Raw genomic sequence first — 23,595 nt, 5'->3', positions numbered from 1 at the left:
CCACGCTCTGCGTGGGAATACAGCCTATGACGCTCCGCGTCACCCTGCGAGGGCTTGAGAAATTCACGCGCATCGGGACGCGGAGCGTCCATAGAGGCGTTACCACGCAGAGCGTGGGAACGATCAGCCCCGCTGCGCCTCTGCCTCTTCATGGGCATGGCGCAGTCGCTCGCGACTGTTGGTCAAATGCAAGCGCATCGCCGCCCGTGCCGCATCCGAATCCTGGCGGGCAATCGCCTCGTAGATCTCTTCGTGTTCGCGACTCAAGCGGCTCATGTAGTGCTGTTGGTCATCATGGGCCAGGCGCGCCGAATTCAGGCGGGTACGCGGAATGATGCTGGTGCCCAGGTGGGTCATGATGTCGGTGAAGTAGCGGTTGCCGGTAGACAGCGCAATTTCCAGGTGGAAGGCAAAGTCCGACGCCACCGCATCGCCGGCGTGGGCCGCACTTTCATTCAAGGCATCGAGGGCCGCACGCATGGCCGCCAGTTGCTCATCGCTGCGACGCAGCGCCGCGAGGCCCGCAGACTCCACTTCCAGGCTGATACGCAACTCCAGAATCGCCAGCACATCACGCAAGGTCACCACCGTGGCCGGGTCTATGCGAAAACCGCTGGGGCTTGGCGTGTCCAGCACGAAGGTGCCGATACCATGGCGAGTCTCGACCTGCCCCGCCGCCTGCAGGCGCGAGATGGCTTCACGCACCACCGTCCGGCTGACGCCATGGGCGTCCATGATCGCCGACTCGGTGGGCAACTTGTCGCCGCGTTTGAGCTGGCCATCGCGGATCTGCTCGGACAACACCGTGACCAATTCCTGGGCAAGGCTGCGGCGCTTGCGGGGAAGACGTGGGGCGGCGCTGGCGTTTTCCATGATGAACCATCTTTCTCGACGAACTAAAGACCGCATCATAGCCCATGGTGGTTGTACGATCACCGTTCTGGCGCGACTTTCATCCATATCCTTCACGCAAAAAAAATGCCCCGACAGACGTCGGGGCATTTTTCAGATGGGTCTGTAAGCGAAATCCGCCTACTTCACCACTTTCAAGCTTGGCCGACCGCTAGGGCGCGGCGGCTCGGTATCCGGTGGCGGTACATCATCACCGTCTTCGCCTTCGATCGTTTCGTCATCCTCTAAAGGCGACTCCAGATCGAACACCATGCCCTGGCCATTTTCCCGGGCGTAGATCCCGAGGATGGCGCCGATGGGCACGAACAGCGTATGGGGCACACCGCCGAAACGCCCTTCGAAGCTCACCGCTTCGTTGTCCATGTGAAGGTGGCGCACGGCACTGGGCGATACGTTCAGCACAATTTGCCCGTCACTGGCAAAACCCTGGGGTACCTGAACCGCAGGAAATTCGGAATTGACCAGCATGTGCGGGGTGCAATCGTTGTCCACAATCCACTCATAGAGCGCGCGGACCAGGTAAGGTCGACTGGAGTTCATCAACGGCTCCTTAAGCCTTAGCGCATATCGCGTTCGGCACCAGACAGACTTGCCTGGAAAGCCTCACGCGCAAACTGGCGCTCCATGTAATCAAGCAACGGCTTGGCCGGCCGTGGCAGTTCAATGCCCAGAATCGGCAAGCGCCAGAGTATGGGTAATAGGCAGCAATCCACCAAGCTTTGTTCCTCACTGAGGAAAAAAGGTTTATCGGCGAACAACGGCGAAACGCCGGTGAGGCTCTCGCGCAATTCCTTGCGCGCCTGCACACGAGCGGCTTCTTTGGAACGCGAATCCAGGATCACATCCACCAACCCGCACCAGTCACGCTGGATCCGATGGATCAGCAGGCGGCTGTTGGCACGCGCCACCGGGTACACCGGCAGCAAAGGCGGATGAGGGTAACGCTCATCCAAGTATTCCATCACCACGGTCGACTCCCACAACGCCAGGTCACGATCGACCAGGGTGGGCAAGCTGCCGTAAGGGTTCACTTCGATCAGCTTCGGCGGCTGACGGCCCGCCTCCACACTGATGATCTCGGCGCTGACACCCTTCTCTGCGAGCACGATGCGTACTCGGTGGGAATAGTGGTCGGCGGGGTCGGAGTAACAGGCCAACCGGTTGGTCACGCCCATGGCGGTCCTCCTCGCTTGTTGAAATTATCGAAAGCTCAAAAACGAGCGCGCCCAGAAAGCATCCCTGTAACGACCGGTTCAAACCGGCGCTACGTGTTCAGAGATGCCGCTGGGCGCGCAAGATTAACAGCAATTGCTTACGGTTGGATCAATGCACATCCTTCCAGTATTCACGCTTGAGCAAATAAGCGAATACGAAGAAGAAAGCCAGGTACAGCAAGACGTAGGTACCGATGCGCTGATGCTGCAGTTTGACCGGGTTGGCCGAGTAGGCCAGGAAGGTCACCAGGTTCTTGACCTTCTCGTCGAACTGCTCTTCGTTCAGCGTACCGGTCTTGGGCACGATGGTCAGTTGATCGCACGCTTCATGGGTCAGCGGCGTGCCGGTCAACGGATCATATTGCTTCTTGCCGTCTTCAACGACCTGAACCTGCTTGCATCCTACCACTTGGCGCCCCTGCAGGCCGACCAGAACGTTCGGCATGCCGACGTTCGGGAAGACTTTGTTGTTCACGCCATAGGGGCGTGCAGGGTCTTCGTAGAAGGATTTGAGGTAACCGTAGAGCCAGTCGGTACCGCGTACACGGGCCACCAGAGTAAGGTCGGGCGGTGCGGCGCCGAACCAGGTCTTGGCGTCGGCCGGTTGCATGCCGATGTTCATGTGGTCGCCGATCTTGGCACCCGTGAACACCGCGTGGCTGAGCATCACTTCATGGGGAATGCCCAGGTCATCGGCAACGCGCTCGTACCGTTGGAACTTGGCGCTGTGGCACCCCATGCAGTAGTTGGTGAATGTACGCAGCCCATCCTGCATGGCGGCTTTGTCAGACACATCGATATCGACTTTTTCCAGCTGCGCACCATGTTCGGCAGCGAAGGACAGTAGCGGCAGTGCCGCAAGCACGAATGCAACGAGTAATTTTTTCATCAGCCAGTCACCCTTTCCGGAACCGGTTTGGTCTTCTCGAGCCGGGTATAGAACGGCATCAGAATAAAGTAGGCGAAGTACAGGAAGGTGCAGACCTGCGACAGCAACGTCCGCTCAGGGGTGGGCGCCAATACACCCAACACACCCAGGATCACGAACGAAATGCAGAACACCCACAGCCAGATCTTGCTCAGCCAGCCTTTGTAGCGCATTGACTTGACCGGGCTACGGTCGAGCCACGGCAGCACGAACAGCACCGCGATGGCCGCGCCCATGGCGATCACGCCCATGAGTTTGTCGGGGATCGCGCGCAAGATCGCGTAGAACGGCGTGAAGTACCAGACCGGGGCAATGTGCTCAGGTGTCTTGAAGGCGTTGGCCTGTTCGAAGTTAGGCTTCTCCAGGAAATAACCGCCCATCTCCGGGAAAAAGAACACGATCGAGCAGAACACAAACAGGAACACGACCACGCCGACAATGTCTTTCACGGTGTAGTACGGGTGGAACGGAATGCCATCCAGCGGGATGCCGTTCTCGTCCTTGTGCTTCTTGATGTCCACGCCATCCGGGTTGTTGGAACCCACTTCGTGCAGCGCCAGGATATGCAAGACCACCAGGCCCAGGATCACGATCGGCAAGGCCACCACGTGCAAGGCGAAGAAGCGGTTCAAGGTGATGCCGGAGATCAGGTAGTCACCACGAATCCACTGGGTCAGGTCGTTGCCGATCACCGGGATTGCGCCGAACAGCGAGATGATCACCTGGGCGCCCCAGTACGACATCTGGCCCCAAGGTAGCAGGTAGCCCATAAAGGCTTCGGCCATCAGTGCCAGATAGATCAACATGCCGAAGACCCACACCAGCTCACGGGGCTTCTGGTACGAGCCGTAGAGCAGGCCGCGGAACATGTGCAGGTAGACGACGATAAAGAACGCCGACGCACCGGTGGAGTGCAACAGGCGCAGGATCGAGCCGTACTCGACATCACGCATGATGTATTCGACAGAGGCAAACGCCTCTTCCGCCGACGGCGTGTAGCTCATCGTCAACCACACGCCAGTGACGATCTGGTTGACCAGCACCAACAGCGCCAGGGAGCCGAAGAAGTAGAAGAAGTTGAAGTTTTTCGGCGCGTAATATTTGCTGAGATGGTCTTCCCACATTTTAGTGGCGGGGAAGCGCGCATCCACCCAATCCATGAACTTGCTCATCACGCGTTCTCCTTGTCGAGGCCAATGACAATGATGTCGTCAGATTCGTAATTGTGAGGAGGAACCGGCAGGTTCAGGGGCGCAGGCTGGGATTTGTAGACGCGGCCGGCGAGGTCATAGTGGGAACCGTGGCACGGGCAGAAATAACCGCCGACCCAGTCTTTGCCCAAGTCGACAGGCGCCACTTCCGGGCGGAAGGTAGGTGAACAACCCAAGTGGGTACACAGACCAACCAGCAGCAGAATTTCTGGCTTGATCGAACGCGCTTCGTTCTTGGCGTAGGCGGGCTGGTCGGACTTTTCGGACGTCGGGTCAGACAGCTGGCCTTCGATCTTCTTCAGATTCCCCAGGATTTCCTCGGTACGACGAACAATGAAAACCGGCTGGCCGCGCCACTCAGCAATCATCTGCTGGCCTGGCTCGATCTTGCTGACATTCACCTTCACCGGTGCACCTGCGGCTTTCGCCTTGGCACTGGGAAACCATGACCCCACGAACGGGACCGCAGCCCCCACCGCTCCTGCAGCACCCACCACGGATGTGGCTGCTACCAAGAAGCGACGCCGGCCTGCATTCACGCCGTCATTGCTCATTCAGTCCTCTCCCATCAGCTTTTTGGCCTGTTAAATCAGGCGTCTACTAAGTGTTGAATCTTTACTTATAAAAATTTTGACGGATGGTAATGAAAAGCCCCACGTATGACAAGGGAATTGCCCGGGACTCCGCCTCCAGGCCTTGTAGTATAGGGGGTCTACGGATGTGGCAAGTTGTCACGGCGAAAAATGTGCATAAATCGCAGGCAATAAAAAACGCCCAGCTCCGTGAGGAGGCTGGGCGTTTTTGTGGAACGTAAAGCGAATTAACGCTTCGAGTACTGCGGACGCTTACGCGCTTTACGCAGACCGACTTTCTTACGTTCAACTTCACGAGCATCGCGAGTCACGAAGCCAGCTTTGCGCAGAGCGCCACGCAGGGTTTCGTCGTACTGCATCAGAGCGCGAGTGATACCGTGGCGGATTGCGCCAGCTTGACCACTTACACCGCCACCGATAACGGTGACGTAGATGTCGAACTTTTCAACGGTCTCGGTCAATTCCAGCGGCTGACGAACTACCATGCGGGCAGTTTCGCGACCGAAGAAGTTGTCCAGGGAGCGGTTGTTGATCGAGATGTTACCAGTGCCCGGACGCAGGAAAACGCGTGCGGTTGCGGTTTTGCGACGGCCAGTGCCGTAATTTTGAGTCGCCGACATAATGAACTATTCCGTTAAAACTTCAGTTCTTGGGGCTGCTGAGCAGCATGAGGGTGTACAGCGCCCGCATAGACTTTCAGCTTGCGAAACATATCGCGACCCAGTGGGCCCTTAGGCAGCATGCCTTTGACCGCGATTTCGATCGGGGCTTCAGGCTTCTTGGCAATCAGGCCTTCGAAGTTGGAAGACTTGATACCGCCTGGGAAACCGGAGTGACGGTAGTACATTTTGTCGCTTGCTTTGTTGCCGGTTACACGAACCTGCTCAGCGTTGATGATGACGATGTAGTCGCCGGTATCAACGTGCGGGGTGTATTCAGGCTTGTGCTTGCCACGCAGACGGCTGGCGACTTCAGTGGCCAGACGACCCAGGGTCTGACCAGCGGCGTCGACGACAAACCAGTCGCGCTGAACTGTTTCCGGTTTTGCAGTAAAAGTTGTCATTCTTTAATAGCCTCAGGGGCCGCCTGTAAATTTAGACGGCGGATCTTACTGAATAGTGCGTACTTTGACAAGGTCAAAGGCAGCCGGATACAGACGCTATCGGGGGCTCGGGTCGGCGCGTCCGTTCAACGGCAAGATTCTTCGGCAGGCGGCGCATCACTTCCACTGCAGAAAGAGGTGGGCAATTATGCAGATTGCGAAAAAAAATTCAACCTGCTTTTATGATTGTTTTACCCCGAAGGAGTACCCGATGGATTACCGACAGCTGGGCCGCACCGATCTGAATGTCAGCGCGATCGCGTTGGGCACCATGACCTGGGGCGAGCAGAACAGCGAGGCAGAGGCCTTCGCGCAGATCGAAAGGGCCAAGGCCGCGGGGATCAACTTCCTCGACACCGCAGAAATGTACCCGGTGCCGCCCAAGGCCGACACCTACGCCACCACCGAGCGCTACATCGGCAACTACTTCAAAAGCCGTGGCGACCGCGCCGACTGGATTCTCGCCAGCAAGATCGCCGGCCCCGGCAACACCATCGACTATATCCGCGATGGCCACCTGCGCCACAACCGCAAGCACATCGCCGCAGCCCTGGACGCCAGCCTCAAGCGCCTGCAGACCGAGTGGATCGACCTCTACCAACTGCATTGGCCGGAGCGCAGCACCAACTTCTTCGGCCAGTTGAGCTACAAGCACAAGGACGAAGACGACCTCACCCCACTGGAGGAAACGCTCGAAGCCCTGGATGAACAGGTAAAGGCCGGCAAGATCCGCCACATTGGCCTGTCCAACGAAACGCCGTGGGGCGCCATGAAGTTCCTCGCCCTGGCCGAAGCTCGCGGCTGGCCGCGCGCCGTGTCGATCCAGAACCCCTACAACCTGCTCAACCGCAGTTTTGAAGTGGGGCTGGCGGAGGTTGCCATTCGTGAACAGTGCGGCTTGTTGGCCTATTCGCCTTTGGCGTTCGGCATGCTCAGTGGCAAGTACGAAAATGGCGCTCGCCCGGCCAAGGCGCGCCTGACCGAGTACAGCCGCTTCAGCCGCTACTTCAACCCGCAATCGGAAGCGGCGTGCAGCCGGTATGTGGCTCTTGCGCGGGAACATGGCCTGGACCCGGCGCAGATGGCGCTGGCGTTTGTGACGCAGCAACCGTTTGTGACCAGCAATATTATTGGGGCCACATCGCTGGAACAACTGGACAGCAACATCGCCAGTGCCGACATGAAATTATCGAAAGAAGTGTTGGAAGGGATTGAGGCGATTCAGAAGGATCATCCAAACCCAGCACCTTGATTGATCCGCACTGATCATTCCCACGCTATGCGTGGGAATGCCGCCTTGGACGCTCTGCGTCCGCTTTCAGAGTCGTGACGCGGAGCGTCACATGAGGCGTTCCCACGCGGAGCGTGGGAACGATCAATCAAGAGCACCTAACAATCAAAGTGCCCGCGCAATGATCTCCTTCATGATCTCATTGGTCCCCGCATAAATGCGCTGCACCCGCGCATCCGCCCAGGCCCGGGCAATCGGGTATTCCCACATGAAGCCGTAGCCGCCATGCAACTGCACGCACTCATCGAGCACCTTGCACTGCAGGTCGGTGGCCCAGTACTTGGCCATCGCCGCCGTGGGCACGTCCAACTTGCCTTCCAGATGCAAGGCCATGCACTGGTCGACAAACACACGGCCAATCTGAATCTCGGTGGCCATCTCCGCCAGCTTGAACCGGGTGTTCTGGAAGTCGGCGATCGCCTTGCCGAACGCCTTGCGCTCACGGGTGTAGTCCAGGGTCCACTGCAACGCCGCTTCGGCTGAGGACAGCGCGCCAATCGCCACGGTCAGGCGTTCTTGCGGCAACTCTTGCATCAGGTAGGCAAAGCCCATGCCCGCCTGGCCCAGCAGATTTTCCTTGGGCACGCGCACATCCTGGAAGAACAGCTCCGAGGTGTCCTGGGCCTTCATGCCAACTTTCTCCAGGCGCTTACCTTTGTCGAAGCCCGGCGTGTCGGCTTCCACCAGGAACAGGCTGGTGCCCTTGGCGCCCGCCTTGGGGTCGGTCTTGGCGACGACAATCACCAGATCGGCCAGGTAACCGTTGGTGATAAAGGTCTTGGAGCCGTTGATCACATACTCGTCACCGTCCAGCACTGCGCTGGTCTTGACCCCTTGCAGGTCGGAACCGGCGCCCGGCTCGGTCATGGCAATGGCTGTGACCCTCTCTCCGGAGATCAACTGGGGCAGGTACTTGTGCTTCAGCGCTTCACTGCCGTAATGCAGGATGTAGGGCGCGACGATATCCGAATGCAGGGAAAAACCGATGCCGGTCAAACCCAGGCGGCTGACTTCTTCGATCACCACCGCGCTATAGAGAAAGTCCGCGCCCAGCCCGCCATACTCCTCTGGCAGGTGGGAACACAACATGCCCGCCTCCCCCGCCTGGTTCCACAAGTTACGGTCGATATAGCCCTGCTTTTCCCATTGCCCATGGAAGGGCACGGCATGCTTTTCGAGGAAAGTGCGTACGCTCTCACGGAAGAGTTCGTGCTCCGAGCTGAACAAGGTTCTGGGGATCATGGGTCACCTGCGTGGATTGTCGGACAAGGACGAGCCCACAGAGCCTATGCCCCGAAGGCGTCACGGGACACTGGACACATGCGACAAAAAATAAGACGATCCAGCCGTCTGGTGACCACTTTCCCCTATAAGAATAAATGAAATTATGTCTAACCAAATCTCCACGCCGTTGCGGCGCGTCAGCATTTTGGCCATTGATCGGGTATTCGCTTCAACCCTCATGCAAGCCAAGGATTTCTTCCATCTCGCCAGCCTGCGCCATGGCAAACAGCAAGGGCTGGGCCTGACCCCAGGGTTCGAAACGCGCCTGGTAAGCCCCGACGGCCAGTCCGTGCGCAGCTTCAGCGATGTGATCATGCCAGTGGACGGCGGCCTCGAAGACGCCGACATCATTGTGCTGCCGGCCTTCTGGGACGACTTCGATGCCCTGTGCTCCCGCTACCCGCAGGTGCTGCCGTGGCTGCGCGAACAGCACGCCCGCGGCGCCGTACTCTGCGGCGAGGCCACCGGGGTGTTCTGGCTGGCCGAAGCCGGGCTGCTCGATGGCAAGGAGGCGACCACCTACTGGCGCTTCTTCAATGCCTTCACAGAGCGCTTCCCCAAGGTGCAGCTCAACCAGGACAAGCACCTCACGGATGCCGATAACCTGTATTGCGCCGGCGGCACCACGTCGGCCTGCGACCTTTATATCTACCTGATCGAACGCTTCTGCGGCGCCAACATCGCCCAGGCGGTGGCCCGCGACATTCTCTATGAAGTGCAGCGCAACTATTCACCGGGGCGGATCGGGTTTGGCGGGCAGAAGCTGCATCAGGACGTGATCATCCTGCAGATCCAGCATTGGCTTGAAGAGCACTTTGCCGACAAATTCCGCTTTGAAGACGTCGCCCGGGAACACGGCATGAGCATCCGCAACTTCATGCGCCGCTTCCAGACCGCCACCGGTGACAAGCCGCTGCACTACCTGCAGCGCCTACGCATCGAAACGGCCAAGGGCTTGCTCTCGGGCAGCCGCAAGAGCATCAAGACCATCAGCTACGAGGTGGGTTACGACGATGCGAGTTTCTTTGCGCGGTTGTTCAGGCAGCACACGGAGTTGTCGCCGAACCAGTATCGCCAGCAATTTCAGCAGGCCGCCTGACTCCAGGCCAACACAAGCCATTGTGGGAGCTGGCTTGCCTGCGATGACGGTGTATCACCCAACCTATAATTGACTGATACACCGCCATCGCGGGCAAGCCCGGCTCCCACATTAGCTCTCCATTGAGCCGGAGATTGCTTAAGGCTTGTGGCCGCGCGACAGGAACTCGTGGGACTGCATTTCCAGCAGGCGACTCAAGGTGCGCTGGAATTCGAAGTTCAAGCGGCCGCCCGTATAGAGGTCCTTGAGTTCGACTTCCGCCGAGATGATCAGCTTGACGTTACGGTCGTAGAACTCATCGACCATGTTGATGAACCGTCGGGCGATATCGTCGGTAGTCACGCCCATCTGTTCCACACCACTCAAGATCACGGCGTGAAAGATCTTGCCCAGCTCGATGTAATCGTTCTGGCTGCGTGGCCCATCGCACAGTTGGCGGAACTCGAACCAGGCCACGTCATCGCAGGTGCGCAACGCGATGATTTCGCGGTTCTCGATCATCAGCTTGTCGTTTTCCACCGCCTGGGTGCATTCCGGCGTCAGCGCACGGAAGCTTTTCTTCAGGCTTTCGTGTGCTGCTTCGTTGAGCGGGAAGTGAAACAGCTCGGCTTGCTCCAGATGACGCAAGCGGTAGTCGACGCCGCTGTCGACGTTGACGATATCGGTGTTCTGCTTGATCAGCGCAATGGCCGGCAGGAAGCGTGCACGTTGCAGGCCGTCCTTGTACAGGCCATCGGGCACGATGTTCGATGTGGCCACCAGGGTCACACCGTTCTTGAATAGTTCTTCCATCAGGGTGCCAAGGATCATGGCGTCGGTGATGTCGGAGACGAAAAATTCATCGAAGCAGATCACCCGGGCCTCTTGGGCGAAACGCTTGGCGATGATGGTCAGCGGGTTTTTCTCGCCCGGCAGGGTCTTCATCTCTTCGTGCACGCGCTTCATGAAGCGGTGGAAGTGCGTACGCACTTTTTCCTTGAACGGCAGCGCTTCAAAGAAGGTGTCTACCAGGTAAGTCTTGCCCCGACCCACGCCGCCCCAGAAATACAGGCCCTTGACCGGCGTGTGGTCTTTCTTGCCAAACAGCTTGCTGAACATCCCTGGCTTGCTTTGCGACGCGGCCACGAGGTCCTCGTACAGGCGCTGCAAATGACGCACGGCATTTTCCTGGGCCGCGTCGTGGAAGAACTCGGGGCGTTTCAGATCAGCTTGATATCGTTCTAGGGGCGTCATAATTTCGTTAGCAAGGCAACAAAAACGGGCCGACACTGTAACGACGGCCCTGGATAATGGCAATCAACCCTTGGTCGGGTTAATCCTCGATTGGGGTCAACGCAACGCGCAAGGCTTCGATGGCCGCGTCACGCGATGCTTGATCGGCATACTCGGCACTGTCAGCGACTGCGGCGCCGTCCAGCCATACGCTGAAGCCCAGGGCCTCGGCGCGCACGTCCAGCGCATCACCACTTTGCAGTTGCTTGGTCACCGCGCCGGCTGCTTTGCCATCGGCAAAGTTACGCGACAGCAGCAGTTGCTCGCCATCAGCGGCCAGCAGGCGGAAGCGGAAGCTGCCGTCAGCTTCACGGAAGCTCACAAACCGCGCAGCCTTCGCGGCTTTTTTCTTGGTGGCGACCGGCGCCGCCGCCTGGTTGACGAACGAACGCAGGCCCACCGCTTCACGCAGCTCGGCCAGAAACGGTGCCGCCACAGCGCGGGCCTTCTTGGCGCCGACCTGCAGCAGGTCTTCCATGTCCGATGGGCGCGACATCAGTTGGTGGTAACGCTCGCGCGCTTCGCCGAGCTGGCCGTCGAGCAGTTGGAACAGACGGTTCTTTGCCTCGCCCCAGCCCAGGCCGTCTAGCAACTGACCGCGGAATTCGGCTTCCTGGGCCTTGGTCGCGAACGCCTGGTAAAGGGTGAACAGGTGCGAATTGTCCGGATCCTTGGGTTCGCCTGGCGCGCGGGAGTCGGTGACGATCCGCGAGATCGCGTCCTTCATGTCCTTGGCGCTAGTGAACAACGGGATGGTGTTGTCGTAGCTCTTGGACATCTTGCGGCCATCCAGGCCCGGCAAGGTGGCTACGCTTTCTTCGATCAGCGCCTCGGGCATGGTGAAGAATTCTTTACCGTTGCCGAACAGGTGGTTGAAGCGCTGGCCGATGTCGCGGGCCATTTCCACGTGCTGGATCTGGTCGCGGCCCACCGGCACCTTGTGCGCGTTGAACATCAGGATGTCCGCTGCCATCAGCACCGGGTAGCTGTACAGGCCCATGCTGATGCCCGCATCCGGGTCTTCGCCGTTCTCCACGTTCTTGTCCACCGAGGCCTTGTAGGCATGGGCGCGGTTGAGCAGGCCCTTGGCGGCAACGCAGGTCAGCAGCCAGGTCAGCTCGGGGATTTCCGGGATGTCCGACTGGCGGTAGAAAGTCACCCGGTTCACATCCAGGCCACCGGCCAGCCAGGTCGCGGCGATTTCCATACGCGAGCGCTGGATGCGCTGCGGGTCATCGCATTTGATCAGGGCGTGGTAGTCGGCCAGGAAGTAGAAGGAATCGGCATTCGCGTCTTCGCTGGCGAGGATCGCCGGGCGAATCGCACCGGCGTAGTTGCCCAGGTGCGGCGTGCCGGTGGTGGTGATGCCGGTGAGGATACGGGTACGGGTCGTCATGGGTGATCGCTTGTCATCAATTCGAAAGGCGTGGCAGCACCAGATCCTTGAGATCGGTCAGCTTGCCATGAAAAAAGTGTCCGCATTCTGCCACTTTCAGCAGCTCATGGGGGCGTTTCAGGGCGGCGGACCAGGCGTAGACCACTTGCGGGTCGACCACTTCGTCGCTTTCCGGCTGGATCAGGGTCAATGGGCAGCCTTGGGGCAGCACGTCCGACTCGCCCAGGCGCATCACCGCCGCAGCCACCATGAACAGGTGCGCGAGCTTTTCGCCCTTGGCCTCCAAACGCCCGCCGAGACTGGCAGCCACGTAACCGCCGAAGGAAAAACCGAGCAAGGTGATCGGCAGGTCCGGGTGCTTTTCACGCAGCCAGGTGGCGGCCGCTTCAGCATCGTCGACCTCACCGGTGGCCATATCGTGAGTACCGGCACTGGCACCCACGCCCCGGTAATTGAAACGCAAAGTAATCAAACCCGCATCGCGGGCAGTGCGTTGCAGGGTCGAGACGACTTTATTGAGCATGGTGCCACCCTGCACCGGGTTAGGGTGGCAAACCAGCGCCAGGCCACGTGGTTCGGGGTGATCCAGGTACAGGGCTTCCAATTGGCCCACCGGGCCATCGATCAAAACGGGGGTTTCACGCATGAGCAAGGATGAACTCCGTGACCTCTCAAGGGGTCGACTCGTCTAGCTAAAAGTCTGTGCATGGCATCATTGCGAGCTTAATCGCGGTATACAGCGCAGGTTTGAGCCGTTAACGTAAAGCAAAGCCGTTTATAGAGGAAGGACTCGTGGAACACTCGCTCTTAGTTTGGTTGTTGCCGACTCTTGCCCTGGTTGCCGGTGTCGCCATTGGTTTCCTGGTTGCCCGCCTGCTGCCGAATGCCGCGCCTAACCGCACGCAGCGTCAGCTGGATGACATTCAGGAACGTTTTGACAGTTATCAGAACGAGGTTGTTACCCACTTCAACAGCACCGCGACCCTGGTCAAGAAGCTCACCCAGAGCTACCAGGAAGTACAGGATCACCTCGCCGATGGCGCTAACCGCCTGGCCCTCGACGACATCACCCGCCAGCGCCTGCTGGCCGCGCTGCATTCCGATGCACCGCAAACCCCACGGGAACGCCTGACCCCGCCTCGGGAAAACCAGGAGCCACCACGGGACTACGCGCCAAAGACGCCGAACGCTCCAGGCATGTTGGATGAGCATTACGGCTTGAAGAAGTAAGTCATCTTCGGGCAATAAAAAAGCCCGGCTGATCGATGATCAGCCGGGCTTTTTATTAGGTGCCTGAATCATCAGACAACACCGCCTCCTGTGGGAGCTGGATTGCCTGCGATAGCGGCGTGCCCGTTGACACACCTGCCTCAGACACTCCGCCATCGCGGGCAAGCCCGGCTCCCACATCGAGCGCGCACGCGTTCAGGTCGGTTGTTGTTCCTGCAACCGCCCACCGTCGATGCGCACATGCCGCCCATGGAAACGCTTGAGGCTGCTGCGGTGGCCGACGCTGACGATGCTCAACCCCGGCAACTCATCGATCAACGCCTGGTACAAGGTTGCTTCGTCTTCTTCATCCATGGCCGAGGTTGCCTCATCCATGTACAGCCATCGCGGTGCAAACAACAGCGCACGGGCAAAGGCCAGGCGCTGTTGCTCACCCGGCGAGAGCATGCGTTGCCAGTGGTTGGCTTCATCCAGGCGATTGACCAGGTGCGGCAGGCGGCAAGTCTCCAGGACCTGTGCATAACGTTCTGCCGGATAGACGCTGTCGTCCTGTGGATAACTCAACACGGCCTTGAGCGTACCAATCGGCAAGTAAGGCTTCTGTGGCAGGAACAGATAGCGCGTCGCCGGTAAGCGAATGCTGCCATGACCGGCGGGCCACAGATGCCCCATCGCCCGCAGCAAAGTGCTCTTGCCGCTGCCGGAACGCCCGCTGAGCATGACGCGCTCGCCAGGCTCCACGGTCATGTCGGCATCAGTGAGCAGGTGACGGCCGTCGGCCAGGTCCATGCCCAGGTCCTTGATCACCAGGCGCTCGCCTTCAGGGCGCACGTCGATCGCCGGCGTGCGTTGCTCGTTGTCGCTCATGGCCTGCTGGAAACTCAGCAGACGGTCGCTGGTGGCGCGCCATGTCGCCAGCTCCGAATAGGCGTTGATAAACCAGCTGAAGTTCTCTTGCACGTTGCCGAACGCCGAGTTGATTTGCATCAGCTCGCCCAGCTCGATCTTGCCGGTGAAATAGCGCGGCGCGGCGACGATAAAGGGGAAGATGATTGCGATCTGGCTGTAGCCGGCGGTGAAAAAGGTCAGGCGCTTGGACACTTTCATGATGTCCCAGAAGTTCTGCCAGACTTTGCCGAAGCGGGTGCTCAGGCGCTGCCTTTCATTCGGCTCGCCGTTGTACAGGGCGATACTTTCGGCATTCTCACGCACCCGCACCATGGAAAAACGCAGGTCCGCTTCAAAGCGTTGTTGCTGGTTGCTCAGGCCAATCAAGCGCCGGCCGATCAGGTGCGTCAGCCAACTGCCCACGGCGGCGTACAGCAACGCACACCAGAACATGTAGCCGGGAATGGTGATGCCGAACACTTCGATGCTGCCCGAGACACCCCACAGGATGATCGAGAATGACACCAGGCTGACCACGTTACGCAGCAACCCAAGGCCCAGGCTCAAGGTGCCGGACGTAAAGTTGTTGAGGTCTTCGGAAATCCGCTGGTCCGGGTTATCGGTGTAGCCGCCCTGCTCCAGCTGGTAGTAATTCTTGTGGGCCAGCCAACGGCTGAAGTGTTTTTCGGTGAGCCAGGCGCGCCAGCGGATCGTCAGCATCTGGGTCAGGTAAAGGCGGTACACCGCGCCGAGTATCGCCACCGCCGCGATCCCGCCGAAATAGCCGATCAACTGCCAGAAGGCCGCGGTGTCCTTCTTCTCCAGGGCGTTGTAGAAGTCTTTGTACCAGTGGTTGATCCACACGGAGATCGCCACGCTGAACAGCGACAGGCCAATCACTGCGGCCAGCAGCAGCCAGGCCCTGCCCTTCTCTTCACTGCGCCAATAGGGTGTGATCATCGCCCAGGTTCGGCGGAAGAATTGCCCACGCACCGCGTCGTTGACCGCGCGATATTCAGCATTCTGATTCATCGTTCAGGCTCGGTAGGAAAAAGTCACAGGCGTTTGAACCGATCATAGGGGATCGGTTCGTGCGTCCGTGCAGCCTGAAGCGAGTTGTTCAGTCGCCGTTCAGCGTCGTACCGGGCGCTTCTGCAACTTGCGCTGCAAGGTACGCCGATGCATGCCCAAAGCGCGGGCGGTGGCGGAGATATTGCCTTCGTGCTCGGTCAGCACGCGCTGGATGTGTTCCCACTGCAGGCGGTCCACCGACATCGGGTTTTCCGGCACGAGGGTGTCGAGGTCGGCATGCTCGGACAGCAAGGCGGCCAGCACGTCGTCGGCATCCGCGGGTTTGCACAGGTAATTGCAAGCGCCGCGCTTGATCGCCTCGACGGCGGTGGCAATGCTGGAGTAACCGGTGAGGATCACCACGCGCATTTCCGGGTCGAGTTCCAGCAGCTTGGGCAGCAGTACCAGGCCCGAGTCGCCGTCCATTTTCAGGTCGAGGGCGGCGTAGTCCGGCAGGTCGGCCTGGGCGATGGTCAGGCCCTCTTCGGCAGAGCCTGCAGTGCTGACGCGAAAACCGCGCCGGCTCATGGCGCGCGCCATCACGCGGGTAAAGGTCGCGTCGTCATCTACCAGCAACAGGTGCGGCAGTTCTTCGCCTTCGACTTGGATCTCGTCACTCATCGATATCTCCTCGTGCGACACGGGGCAGGCGCAGCTCGGTGAGCGTGCCACCTTCCTCATGACTATAGAGCTTCACTGAGCCGCCCGCGCGGGTCACGCTGGCCTTGCTCAAAAACAGGCCCAGGCCGAAGCCTTTGCCCTTGGTGGTAAAGAAGGGTTTGCCGATCTGCTCGGCAATGGCCAACGGCACGCCCGCGCCGTGGTCACGAATGCTGATGGTGACGTTTTCCGCGTCCCAGTCCAACTGCACGCCGAGGCCTTCAGGGCAAGCGTCGGCTGCATTGTTCAGCAAGTTGAGCAGCGCCTGGGTCAGGTCCGGCGGTGGCGCCATGCGCGGCACGCTGCCTTGGCCCAGCAGGTTGAAACGGTAACTGGCTTCGGGACGCATCAGGTGCCAGCGGTTGAGCGCCTCATCGAGCCACTGGGTGACGTCCTGCATTTCGACCGCCAGACGGCGATTGGCTTCAGCGGCGCGCACCAGTTGCTGCAACGTCAGCTTGCACTGCTTGACCTGTTCCTGCAGCACGCTCAAATCGTCCTGCAGGGCCGGGTCGTGATGGTCCTGGGTCATTTCCTTGAGCAGCACGCTCATGGTCGCCAGCGGCGTGCCCAACTCATGGGCAGCGCCTGCGGCCTGGGTGGCGACAGCCAGCAACTGCTGGTCACGCAGGCCTTCTTCACGGCGAATGGCGCGCAGTTCTTCCTGGCGGCGCAGTTCTTCGGCCATGCGCGCGGCAAAGAAGGTGATGACTGCCGCAGACAGGGCGAAGCTCAACCACATTCCGTAGATCTGCAGGTTTTCCCGGGCGATGGGGAACGTCTGCAAGGGGTAGAACTGCGCCAACAGCAGGGTGTACAGCGTCAGCGCAATCCCCGACAGCACCACCGAATAGCGCCACGGCAGGGTGACGGCAGCGATGGTCAAAGGCACCAGGTAGTAGGAGACGAAGGGGTTGGTGGACCCACCGGAGAAGTACAGCAACACGCTGTGGATAAACAGGTCACAGGCCAGTTGCAGAGCATATTCCAACTCGGTCACCGGCCAAGTGGTACGCAATCGAATGGCGGTGAACACACACAATACGGTGGAAAAACCCAGGGTCACGGCCAGTTGCAGCCAGGGCAGCGGCAGCAGGTCGAACCAATAGGCAAGCCCGACGGAACCAGCCTGTGCGGCCAATACCAGGGTGCGAATGAACGTCAGGCGCCAAAGGTTCTGGCGAGTGGCGGAAGTCAGTTTTACGGCGGCGAGCATGAGCTCTCCCGTTGAGCGCTGCAGGCGGATCGGCACGAGTATAAACGAAGCAGACCTGCTGGCACGGCGTGTGTGGCTCTTTGACGCAGGCCGGGTAAATGACCGTTCGTCGGCGCCGGCATAACTTGTAGGTAATGTGTAAACCCGAAGAACCCAGTGCCAACGTCTACAGTCATACCGAGCACGACTATCTCAAGGAGCTTCCATGTCTCGTTTCATTCGCAGTGCAGCCATCATTACCCTCAGCGCCAGCGCCCTGGCCAGCCTGCCGGCCATGGCCGCCGATGCATTGCATTACAACCAGATCTCCCTGCGCGCCGAAGCCAGCCAGGAAGTGGCCCGCGACAAGATGATCGTCACCCTTTACACCGAATCGCAAAACGCCGACCCGGCCAAGCTCGCGGCCGAAATCACCACCACCCTGAACCAGGCCCTGGGCCAGGCGCGCGAAGTCAAAGGCGTGACCTTGCGCCAGGGCAGCCGCAACAGCTACCCGATCTACGACAGCAAGAACCAGAAGATCACCGGCTGGCGTGAACGCGCCGAGCTGCGCCTGGAAAGCGCGGACTTCCCGGCGCTGTCCAAGCTCACCGGCGAGCTGTTGAACACGTTGAAAATGGACAGCATGGACTTCGCCATCGCCGATGCCACGCGCAAGGCCAGCGAAGATGCGCTGCTCAAAGACGCCGTGGCTGCATTCAAGGCGCGCGCACAATTGGCGACCGATGCACTCGGTGGCAAGGGCTACAAGATCGTCAACCTGAACTTCAACACCAATGGCTACCCGATGCCCTACGCCCGCAATGGCGGCATGATGATGAAAGCCGCGATGGCCGATTCAGCACCGACGCCGGAAGTGGAAGCAGGTACCAGCCAGGTCAGCATGAGTGCCGATGGTGTGATCGAAGTTTTACAGTAACTTTTTAGACAGAACAAAGGCGCAGCCCCACGGGATTGCGCTTTTTTTGCGCGCACGCGCGCCGTCATATACGGCAGCACATCTCGTAGGAATCAAGTGTCCGGTTTTCACGACTCATTACTGCCATAGCTACCAGGGAGGGCTGTGCTGGCATTTATTCATACAATGAGAGCCGAATTCATGTCCCTATCACTCGATCCAACCCCCTCGTTATCGCTGCCCCTCGCCGTCGCTACTGCGACATCCAACACTCAAGCTCAGGCGACGCCGGCATCGTCACCGCCCACGCCAAAGGCTGTCCAACCCGATGAAACAGCACTGCTCAAGGCCTACCTCGAGGCCGTACAACGCAAGGTGTTGCACGGCAATGCCGGGCTGATAACCGTGCCGCCCCAAAGCACTCTGGGCCAATGGCTCGGGCTGTATCGCATGCATGTGGAAAACGCCGTGGTACAGGGCTGGCTGCGCGAACAACACTTCGCCCCGGACACCTTGCTTTCAATCAACCCGTCTACAGGTACCTTGTCCGCCGAGATCGAGGGCAAAACGAAAACCTTCCATCTCTCGGATACATCAGGCTGGGGACAAATTTCAGGCCCCTTGCTGGAGACCGCAAAAGTTATCGCCCCTGGCAATAACGGTGATTTGCGTGTGAGGCTGGGTAAGGACTCCATACAGGTCAGTGCAAAAGTGGTGGCCAACTTTGAAGGCGTGTCCCTTCCCCAAACGCTGTCCCAGGCTCGAACACAAATAAGGTATCTGGAACATAAAGACAGCTTCGACCCTATCCCCGCCAATGACCGCCTGCGCCCTGCCAGCAGCCGCTCTTCACAAGCGCTGCAAGTGCAAAAACACAATGCCGCCAATTACTACAGCACCGCACCACAGGCGTTGGCTTACAAGCGTTTGGCGGTTGACGTCGCCAACAACCTGCCCAATACGCGGGCAGAGGCCAAAAAGTGGGCGGATGACCTGCTGCTCAAACTCACGGGCAAACCTATCGACTCCGACACCGTGTACCTGAACCGTTTCAAAGGTGGCGAAAGTGCAGACACGGCGACCGGCTGGGAACACACATTCCAAGAGCCCTGGTCTTCGCTGCGCCTGCCCGACGCCCTGCTGAAAAACTTCTCCGAGCACGATTGGGTGCCCGGCAACCTGGACCTGGAAGCGGGGCTGTATACCCAACCTGCTGGGCAAAGCGAAAAAGGCGGCTACGGCAAGCACAACCAGATCGACCTCAAACCGTCGCAAGTGATGCATGAAAGCTGGAAGACTGACTTCCAGAGCCAAATGACCCAGAAGATCGACAACTTCTGGAACTCTCATTCCGATAGCTACCAGACGGCGATCAAAGGCGAGTTCACCTTCCAGGCCCGCAAACAATTCAAGACAGCTCAAGCATGGCCTGCAGTTGAACGTGCGCTGCAAGCACCCGAACACCAATTCACTCGTGACGACTACAAGATGGTGATGGCAGCAGTACCCGACCTGCCCCTGGATGAAAATGCACCGATCAGCGTCGACCAACTCAAAGCCAAAACACCGATAAAAGCCCCTGTACAGGCGAATGCCTTGAGCATCCACGGTTTTACCTCCAGCGACATTGTGCGATTCAGCGCGGGCGACGGTGGCCGGCAAGTGCTTTACATCCCAGGCGCCGAGCCGGCGTTTATCAGGTTCGACTCTGCGCAAAAGCTGGAACAATGGCTGATTGATCAGGCAAAAGATCCGAAAAAAAGTGAGGCCTTGGCGAGTCACTTCCCGATGATTTATCGCCAGGACCAAACCGCCGTTTTTGCCGCCAGAGCGGCGAAAGTACTTATGCCCCTCCTGTGGTTCACCCACGTAGGCGAAACGAAAGATGGCTTGGATACACACCTGAAGAAAATGGCCAGCGGCGAACTGAAGGGACCGGCAATCGATGCAAGCCACTCGAAAATTACCGGCGACTTATTTACCACCCTGGCGACCACCACCCAGGAGCGCATGAAAAGCGATGCTGACGTGGTCATCAAGTCAAACAGCGAAGAGACTCGAGACACCTGGCTCAACGACATTACCGTGGCGGCTGGCTTATTGGCCAAACTTGCGCCGATTGCCGCACCCGTGGCCGCGGTAGCCGTCGTGACAGGATTGACCGAATTGGCGCTGGGCGCAGAAAAAACCTCGTCTGGCGACACAGTGCAAGAGCGTGACGAGGGTGCCTCCAAGGCGTTCGATGGCTTACTGAACACACTCTTCTCGGTCGGAGCCAGCTCAGTCCCCGAAGACCCTTTTGCATTGCCTCCCGAAAAAGAATTACCACTGGGTGAACCGATTACCCCAACCCCCGCCAATGAAGTCGCGGAACCACAACCGGGACCGTCCGGGGGTACGCGCGCTGGCAAACCTGCTCCACAGCCCCTGCCTGACTCCCGGTCACTCATCCCGCTGGCCAAATATGCGGTCCCTGAGGGTGAGGCATTGATAAAAAATGCCACCCGAGATGCACTGGGGGTTTATCGAATGACTGACGACACCGGGGCGTTCCGCCAATTCGTACGCCTTACTGATGAAACAGGGACGAGCAAGGTCTTTGAAATATCCGGGCGCTACAGGACCGGCGACTCATTTGCCAAAATTATTGACCCGGATACTCGCGCAGGGCTGACGGTAATAACACCCGGGCGCGATGGCGAATGGGCTCGCGCGCCCGGCGACGGTGCTGGGTTGTTTGCATGGCTACGTCGTCCAGTTTCGCCAACGCCGAGTGATGACCTGAAGTCCCCACCCACTTTTGCCGATGAATTTGTCGATATCGATGGAAAAAAAATAGCCGGTGCCGAACAGTTCGATGAAATCTTGAAGAACAAAGCGGGAACCAACTACGAGTTCTCTTTCAGTCACATCGAGGAAGAAGGAATAATTAAAAAAAAGCTCATCACCTCGTGGACCCTTGAAGAACCGAATTTTACCTTGTTGCCGGAAGAGATAGCACACACCACGGAATACGGTGCCAGCGAGTATTCGCCCGCCTTCGTCAAGGATATCGATCGTAATCCTTACACTGTCACCACTACCGAAAACGCCTTGTCAGTGACTACTGAGCTGAACGCAACAGCAGACACGACGGCGGGTGCCAAGCAAGCAAGGATTGCGCAGTTCGAAGCGGCAATTCCCAATGCCGATCTGCGGGCTCGCATCTCCGAAGTGGCTCATCAAGGCTCTGCCGGGCCCGCTATCGTTGACCTACACGAACTTGACCTGAACAAAGAAGAGGTGACTCTGCAGAAGGGCTATTTTTTTAAGGCTGACAATACCCAGTTTCAGATTGAATACGATCCCTCGAACAACCTGGCCAAGGTCCATATGACTTCTGAAGGACACTTCTCTAACGCCGATAAAAATATCCAAAATGCTCCGGGTGTAAAGTTAACAATCAACAGGACCTTCACGATACGGGAGAGTAACGAGTTGGACGGTGCCTATGCGATCGATAAAGATGCTCCTACCAAGGTCGAGGTCACCTACATAGTAAATGCATAAACCGGCTAATGGCCCCTTACCTGAAACACCTGAACGGCGGTAACCTCGGTAACCGCCGTTTTTGTTTGGGCAGCCTAATATGCTTGCCATTTCAGGGGTCTCCATGGAAAGAATCGCCTTCAAACCACTATTGATCGCCGCAAGCCTGCTGGCCTGTATGCCCATGGCCCAGGCCGCCACCACCCTGGTCTATTGCTCCGAAGCCAGTCCCGCCGGCTTCGACCCCAGCCAATACACCAGCGGCACCGATTTTGATGCCTCCGCCGAAACCGTGTTCAACCGCCTGACCCAGTTCAAGCGTGGCGGCACCGAGGTAGAACCTGGTCTGGCGACAAGCTGGGATGTATCGAAGGACGGCCTGACGTACACCTTCCACCTGCGTGACGGGGTCAAGTTCCACACCACCGACTACTTCATCCCGACCCGCAATTTCAACGCCGATGACGTGCTGTTCACCTTCAATCGCTTGCTCGATGCCGACAGCCCGTTTCGCAAGGCCTACCCGTCCGAATCGCCCTACTTCACCGACATGGGTTTGAACACCACGATCAAAAGCGTCGAAAAACTCGACGAGCACACTGTGCGGTTCAACTTGAACACTGTCGATGCTTCGTTCGTGCAAAACCTGGCCATGAGCTTTGCCTCTGTTCAATCGGCCGAATACGCCGCCCAGTTGTTGAAACAAGGCAAGGCCGAGCAGATCAACCAGCAACCGGTCGGTACCGGGCCGTTTGTGTTCAAGCGTTATCAGAAGGACTCGCAGATCCGTTATGTGGCCAATAAACAGTATTGGAAACCCGAGGATGTGAAGCTCGACAACCTGATATTCGCCATCACCCCGGACGCCGCCGCGCGCCTGCAGAAACTCAAGGCAGGCGAATGCCAGGTCAGCGGTTACCCGCGCCCTGCCGATATCGAAATGATGAAGCAAGACCCCAACCTGCGCGTATTGCAACAAGCAGGCTTCAACCTGGGCTTCCTGGCCTATAACGTGACTCACCCGCCGCTGGATCAACTCAAGGTTCGTCAGGCCCTGGACATGGCCATCGACAAGCCCGCCATCATCAAGGCCGTTTACCAGGGCGCCGGACAATTGGCGCAGAACGCACTGCCTCCCGCGCAGTGGTCTTATGACCCCACGATACACGATGCGCCCTACGACCCGACCAAGGCCCGGTTGCTACTAAAAGAAGCAGGGGTTGCACCAGGTACCACCATTAACCTGTGGGCGATGACCGTACAACGCGCCTCGAATCCTAATGCACGGATGTCCGCGCAGATGATTCAACAGGATTGGGCCAAGGTCGGTATCAAGGCCAACATCGTCAGCTATGAGTGGGGCGAGTACATCAAGCGCGCCAAAAACGGCGAGCACGATGCAATGATTTATGGCTGGACCGGCGACAACGGCGACCCCGATAACTGGCTAGGCGTGCTCTACAGTTGTGCCGCGGTCAAGGGCAGCAACTATGCCAAATGGTGTAACCCGGCCTACGACAAGTTGGTGCAACAAGCCAAGGTCAGCAGCGACCGCGAGCAGCGCATCAAGTGGTATCAACAGGCCCAGAAAATCCTTAAGGAACAAGTACCTATAACGCCCATTGCAAACTCGACGGTTTTCCAGCCTATGCGCAAGCAAGTGCAGGATTTCAAGATCAGTCCGTTTGGACTGACGCCCTTCTACGGCGTGGGTCTAGATAAGTAACATCAATGCCCCAACCGAGTGCGCTAGACGCCTCGGATGGGCATTTTTGGTGCGCCATTTGCACCGAAAAAACCCT

General features: G+C 58.7%; 21 protein-coding genes. 6 read left to right on the top strand and 15 right to left on the bottom strand.

Translation table 11 applies throughout. The features are described from left to right. Window positions 1-123: 123 nt before the first annotated feature. The 8 genes from AB9N64_RS22570 to rplM form a co-directional block, all read right to left on the bottom strand. A complete protein-coding gene (locus AB9N64_RS22570) occupies window positions 124-873 on the bottom strand; it encodes a FadR/GntR family transcriptional regulator (protein WP_003188534.1) in 750 nt (249 codons plus the stop codon). A 159-nt stretch (window positions 874-1,032) separates the two neighbouring features. Continuing rightward, window positions 1,033-1,452, bottom strand: coding sequence for a ClpXP protease specificity-enhancing factor (locus AB9N64_RS22565; RefSeq protein ID WP_014716912.1), 420 nt, complete (start codon window positions 1,450-1,452; stop codon window positions 1,033-1,035). A 17-nt stretch (window positions 1,453-1,469) separates the two neighbouring features. Continuing rightward, a complete protein-coding gene (locus AB9N64_RS22560) occupies window positions 1,470-2,087 on the bottom strand; it encodes a glutathione S-transferase N-terminal domain-containing protein (RefSeq protein WP_003188529.1) in 618 nt (205 codons plus the stop codon). Between the two features lie 148 nt (window positions 2,088-2,235). Next, window positions 2,236-3,015 (bottom strand): cytochrome c1, encoded by a 780-nt coding sequence (locus AB9N64_RS22555; protein ID WP_014716911.1) that lies wholly within the window; start codon window positions 3,013-3,015, stop codon window positions 2,236-2,238. Next, window positions 3,015-4,226, bottom strand: a complete 1,212-nt coding sequence (locus tag AB9N64_RS22550; protein WP_003188526.1) for a cytochrome bc complex cytochrome b subunit — start codon at window positions 4,224-4,226, stop codon at window positions 3,015-3,017. Before AB9N64_RS22550 ends, AB9N64_RS22555 begins: the two co-directional genes overlap by 1 nt. After that, on the bottom strand, window positions 4,226-4,819 hold the full coding sequence (gene petA / locus AB9N64_RS22545; protein ID WP_003188524.1) for a ubiquinol-cytochrome c reductase iron-sulfur subunit: 594 nt from the start codon (window positions 4,817-4,819) through the stop codon (window positions 4,226-4,228). The genes AB9N64_RS22550 and petA overlap by 1 nt, the downstream gene beginning before the upstream one ends. 266 nt (window positions 4,820-5,085) lie before the next feature. Next, window positions 5,086-5,478, bottom strand: coding sequence for a 30S ribosomal protein S9 (gene rpsI / locus AB9N64_RS22540; RefSeq protein ID WP_002555064.1), 393 nt, complete (start codon window positions 5,476-5,478; stop codon window positions 5,086-5,088). A gap of 14 nt (window positions 5,479-5,492) precedes the next feature. Beyond that, a complete protein-coding gene (rplM, locus tag AB9N64_RS22535) occupies window positions 5,493-5,921 on the bottom strand; it encodes a 50S ribosomal protein L13 (RefSeq protein WP_003188508.1) in 429 nt (142 codons plus the stop codon). 250 nt (window positions 5,922-6,171) lie between these two features. Here rplM and AB9N64_RS22530 point away from each other — a divergent pair, with 250 nt between their 5' ends. Next, a complete protein-coding gene (locus tag AB9N64_RS22530) occupies window positions 6,172-7,212 on the top strand; it encodes an NADP(H)-dependent aldo-keto reductase (RefSeq protein WP_014716910.1) in 1,041 nt (346 codons plus the stop codon). 144 nt (window positions 7,213-7,356) lie between these two features. Here AB9N64_RS22530 and AB9N64_RS22525 read toward each other — a convergent pair whose 3' ends face one another. Beyond that, window positions 7,357-8,493, bottom strand: a complete 1,137-nt coding sequence (locus AB9N64_RS22525; protein WP_019816964.1) for an acyl-CoA dehydrogenase family protein — start codon at window positions 8,491-8,493, stop codon at window positions 7,357-7,359. Between the two features lie 220 nt (window positions 8,494-8,713). Between AB9N64_RS22525 and AB9N64_RS22520 the strand changes: the two genes are divergently transcribed. Then, window positions 8,714-9,634: a GlxA family transcriptional regulator gene (locus AB9N64_RS22520; protein ID WP_173647476.1), complete on the top strand. Its 921-nt coding sequence runs from the start codon at window positions 8,714-8,716 to the stop codon at window positions 9,632-9,634. A gap of 138 nt (window positions 9,635-9,772) precedes the next feature. Here the strand turns inward: AB9N64_RS22520 and zapE are convergent, their stop codons facing one another. The 3 genes from zapE to AB9N64_RS22505 all read right to left on the bottom strand — a co-directional run bounded on the left by zapE (window position 9,773) and on the right by AB9N64_RS22505 (window position 12,948). Continuing rightward, entirely contained in the window at window positions 9,773-10,867 is a 1,095-nt protein-coding gene (gene zapE, locus AB9N64_RS22515; RefSeq protein WP_014716907.1) for a cell division protein ZapE, read from the bottom strand. A 79-nt stretch (window positions 10,868-10,946) separates the two neighbouring features. Beyond that, entirely contained in the window at window positions 10,947-12,302 is a 1,356-nt protein-coding gene (locus AB9N64_RS22510; protein WP_019816965.1) for a tryptophan--tRNA ligase, read from the bottom strand. 16 nt (window positions 12,303-12,318) lie between these two features. Continuing rightward, window positions 12,319-12,948 (bottom strand): alpha/beta hydrolase, encoded by a 630-nt coding sequence (locus AB9N64_RS22505; protein WP_014716905.1) that lies wholly within the window; start codon window positions 12,946-12,948, stop codon window positions 12,319-12,321. Window positions 12,949-13,094: 146 nt separating this feature from the next. Between AB9N64_RS22505 and AB9N64_RS22500 the strand changes: the two genes are divergently transcribed. Next, entirely contained in the window at window positions 13,095-13,532 is a 438-nt protein-coding gene (locus AB9N64_RS22500; RefSeq protein WP_003171734.1) for a YhcB family protein, read from the top strand. A 195-nt stretch (window positions 13,533-13,727) separates the two neighbouring features. Here AB9N64_RS22500 and AB9N64_RS22495 read toward each other — a convergent pair whose 3' ends face one another. From AB9N64_RS22495 to AB9N64_RS22485, 3 genes are all read right to left on the bottom strand, one after another. Further along, entirely contained in the window at window positions 13,728-15,452 is a 1,725-nt protein-coding gene (locus tag AB9N64_RS22495) for an ABC transporter ATP-binding protein/permease (RefSeq protein WP_058409861.1), read from the bottom strand. 99 nt (window positions 15,453-15,551) lie between these two features. Beyond that, a complete protein-coding gene (locus tag AB9N64_RS22490) occupies window positions 15,552-16,112 on the bottom strand; it encodes a response regulator transcription factor (RefSeq protein WP_003171731.1) in 561 nt (186 codons plus the stop codon). Next, complete coding sequence (locus tag AB9N64_RS22485; RefSeq protein ID WP_003188495.1) at window positions 16,105-17,367, bottom strand: ATP-binding protein; 1,263 nt, start codon at window positions 17,365-17,367, stop codon at window positions 16,105-16,107. The genes AB9N64_RS22490 and AB9N64_RS22485 overlap by 8 nt, the downstream gene beginning before the upstream one ends. A 205-nt stretch (window positions 17,368-17,572) precedes the next feature. Between AB9N64_RS22485 and AB9N64_RS22480 the strand changes: the two genes are divergently transcribed. The 3 genes from AB9N64_RS22480 to AB9N64_RS22470 all read left to right on the top strand — a co-directional run bounded on the left by AB9N64_RS22480 (window position 17,573) and on the right by AB9N64_RS22470 (window position 23,519). Then, window positions 17,573-18,286 carry an SIMPL domain-containing protein gene (locus AB9N64_RS22480; RefSeq protein ID WP_014716903.1) on the top strand — a complete coding sequence of 238 codons (714 nt, stop codon included), beginning with the start codon at window positions 17,573-17,575 and terminating at the stop codon, window positions 18,284-18,286. A gap of 180 nt (window positions 18,287-18,466) precedes the next feature. Continuing rightward, a complete protein-coding gene (locus AB9N64_RS22475; RefSeq protein WP_371359670.1) occupies window positions 18,467-21,814 on the top strand; it encodes a dermonecrotic toxin domain-containing protein in 3,348 nt (1,115 codons plus the stop codon). 103 nt (window positions 21,815-21,917) lie between these two features. Further along, entirely contained in the window at window positions 21,918-23,519 is a 1,602-nt protein-coding gene (locus tag AB9N64_RS22470; protein WP_014716901.1) for an ABC transporter substrate-binding protein, read from the top strand. Window positions 23,520-23,595 lie beyond the last annotated feature (76 nt).

It is taken from the genome of Pseudomonas sp. KT_2_4, from assembly GCF_041410225.1.
Classification (GTDB): Bacteria; Pseudomonadota; Gammaproteobacteria; order Pseudomonadales; family Pseudomonadaceae; genus Aquipseudomonas; species Aquipseudomonas paracarnis.
The sequence above is the reverse complement of the archived record's forward strand: the minus strand, read 5'-3'. Positions and strand labels throughout refer to the sequence as shown.

Excerpts from the sequence above, each read along its gene's own strand:
- AB9N64_RS22570 (WP_003188534.1), bottom strand. The coding sequence starts at position 873 with ATGGAAAACGCCAGCGCCGCCCCACGTCTTCCCCGCAAGCGCCGCAGC.
- AB9N64_RS22565 (WP_014716912.1), bottom strand. The coding sequence starts at position 1,452 with ATGAACTCCAGTCGACCTTACCTGGTCCGCGCGCTCTATGAGTGGATT.
- AB9N64_RS22560 (WP_003188529.1), bottom strand. The coding sequence starts at position 2,087 with ATGGGCGTGACCAACCGGTTGGCCTGTTACTCCGACCCCGCCGACCAC.
- AB9N64_RS22555 (WP_014716911.1), bottom strand. The coding sequence starts at position 3,015 with ATGAAAAAATTACTCGTTGCATTCGTGCTTGCGGCACTGCCGCTACTG.
- AB9N64_RS22550 (WP_003188526.1), bottom strand. The coding sequence starts at position 4,226 with ATGAGCAAGTTCATGGATTGGGTGGATGCGCGCTTCCCCGCCACTAAA.
- petA (WP_003188524.1), bottom strand. The coding sequence starts at position 4,819 with ATGAGCAATGACGGCGTGAATGCAGGCCGGCGTCGCTTCTTGGTAGCA.
- rpsI (WP_002555064.1), bottom strand. The coding sequence starts at position 5,478 with ATGTCGGCGACTCAAAATTACGGCACTGGCCGTCGCAAAACCGCAACC.
- rplM (WP_003188508.1), bottom strand. The coding sequence starts at position 5,921 with ATGACAACTTTTACTGCAAAACCGGAAACAGTTCAGCGCGACTGGTTT.
- AB9N64_RS22530 (WP_014716910.1), top strand. The coding sequence starts at position 6,172 with ATGGATTACCGACAGCTGGGCCGCACCGATCTGAATGTCAGCGCGATC.
- AB9N64_RS22525 (WP_019816964.1), bottom strand. The coding sequence starts at position 8,493 with ATGATCCCCAGAACCTTGTTCAGCTCGGAGCACGAACTCTTCCGTGAG.
- AB9N64_RS22520 (WP_173647476.1), top strand. The coding sequence starts at position 8,714 with ATGCAAGCCAAGGATTTCTTCCATCTCGCCAGCCTGCGCCATGGCAAA.
- zapE (WP_014716907.1), bottom strand. The coding sequence starts at position 10,867 with ATGACGCCCCTAGAACGATATCAAGCTGATCTGAAACGCCCCGAGTTC.
- AB9N64_RS22510 (WP_019816965.1), bottom strand. The coding sequence starts at position 12,302 with ATGACGACCCGTACCCGTATCCTCACCGGCATCACCACCACCGGCACG.
- AB9N64_RS22505 (WP_014716905.1), bottom strand. The coding sequence starts at position 12,948 with ATGCGTGAAACCCCCGTTTTGATCGATGGCCCGGTGGGCCAATTGGAA.
- AB9N64_RS22495 (WP_058409861.1), bottom strand. The coding sequence starts at position 15,452 with ATGAATCAGAATGCTGAATATCGCGCGGTCAACGACGCGGTGCGTGGG.
- AB9N64_RS22490 (WP_003171731.1), bottom strand. The coding sequence starts at position 16,112 with ATGAGTGACGAGATCCAAGTCGAAGGCGAAGAACTGCCGCACCTGTTG.
- AB9N64_RS22485 (WP_003188495.1), bottom strand. The coding sequence starts at position 17,367 with ATGCTCGCCGCCGTAAAACTGACTTCCGCCACTCGCCAGAACCTTTGG.
- AB9N64_RS22480 (WP_014716903.1), top strand. The coding sequence starts at position 17,573 with ATGTCTCGTTTCATTCGCAGTGCAGCCATCATTACCCTCAGCGCCAGC.
- AB9N64_RS22475 (WP_371359670.1), top strand. The coding sequence starts at position 18,467 with ATGTCCCTATCACTCGATCCAACCCCCTCGTTATCGCTGCCCCTCGCC.
- AB9N64_RS22470 (WP_014716901.1), top strand. The coding sequence starts at position 21,918 with ATGGAAAGAATCGCCTTCAAACCACTATTGATCGCCGCAAGCCTGCTG.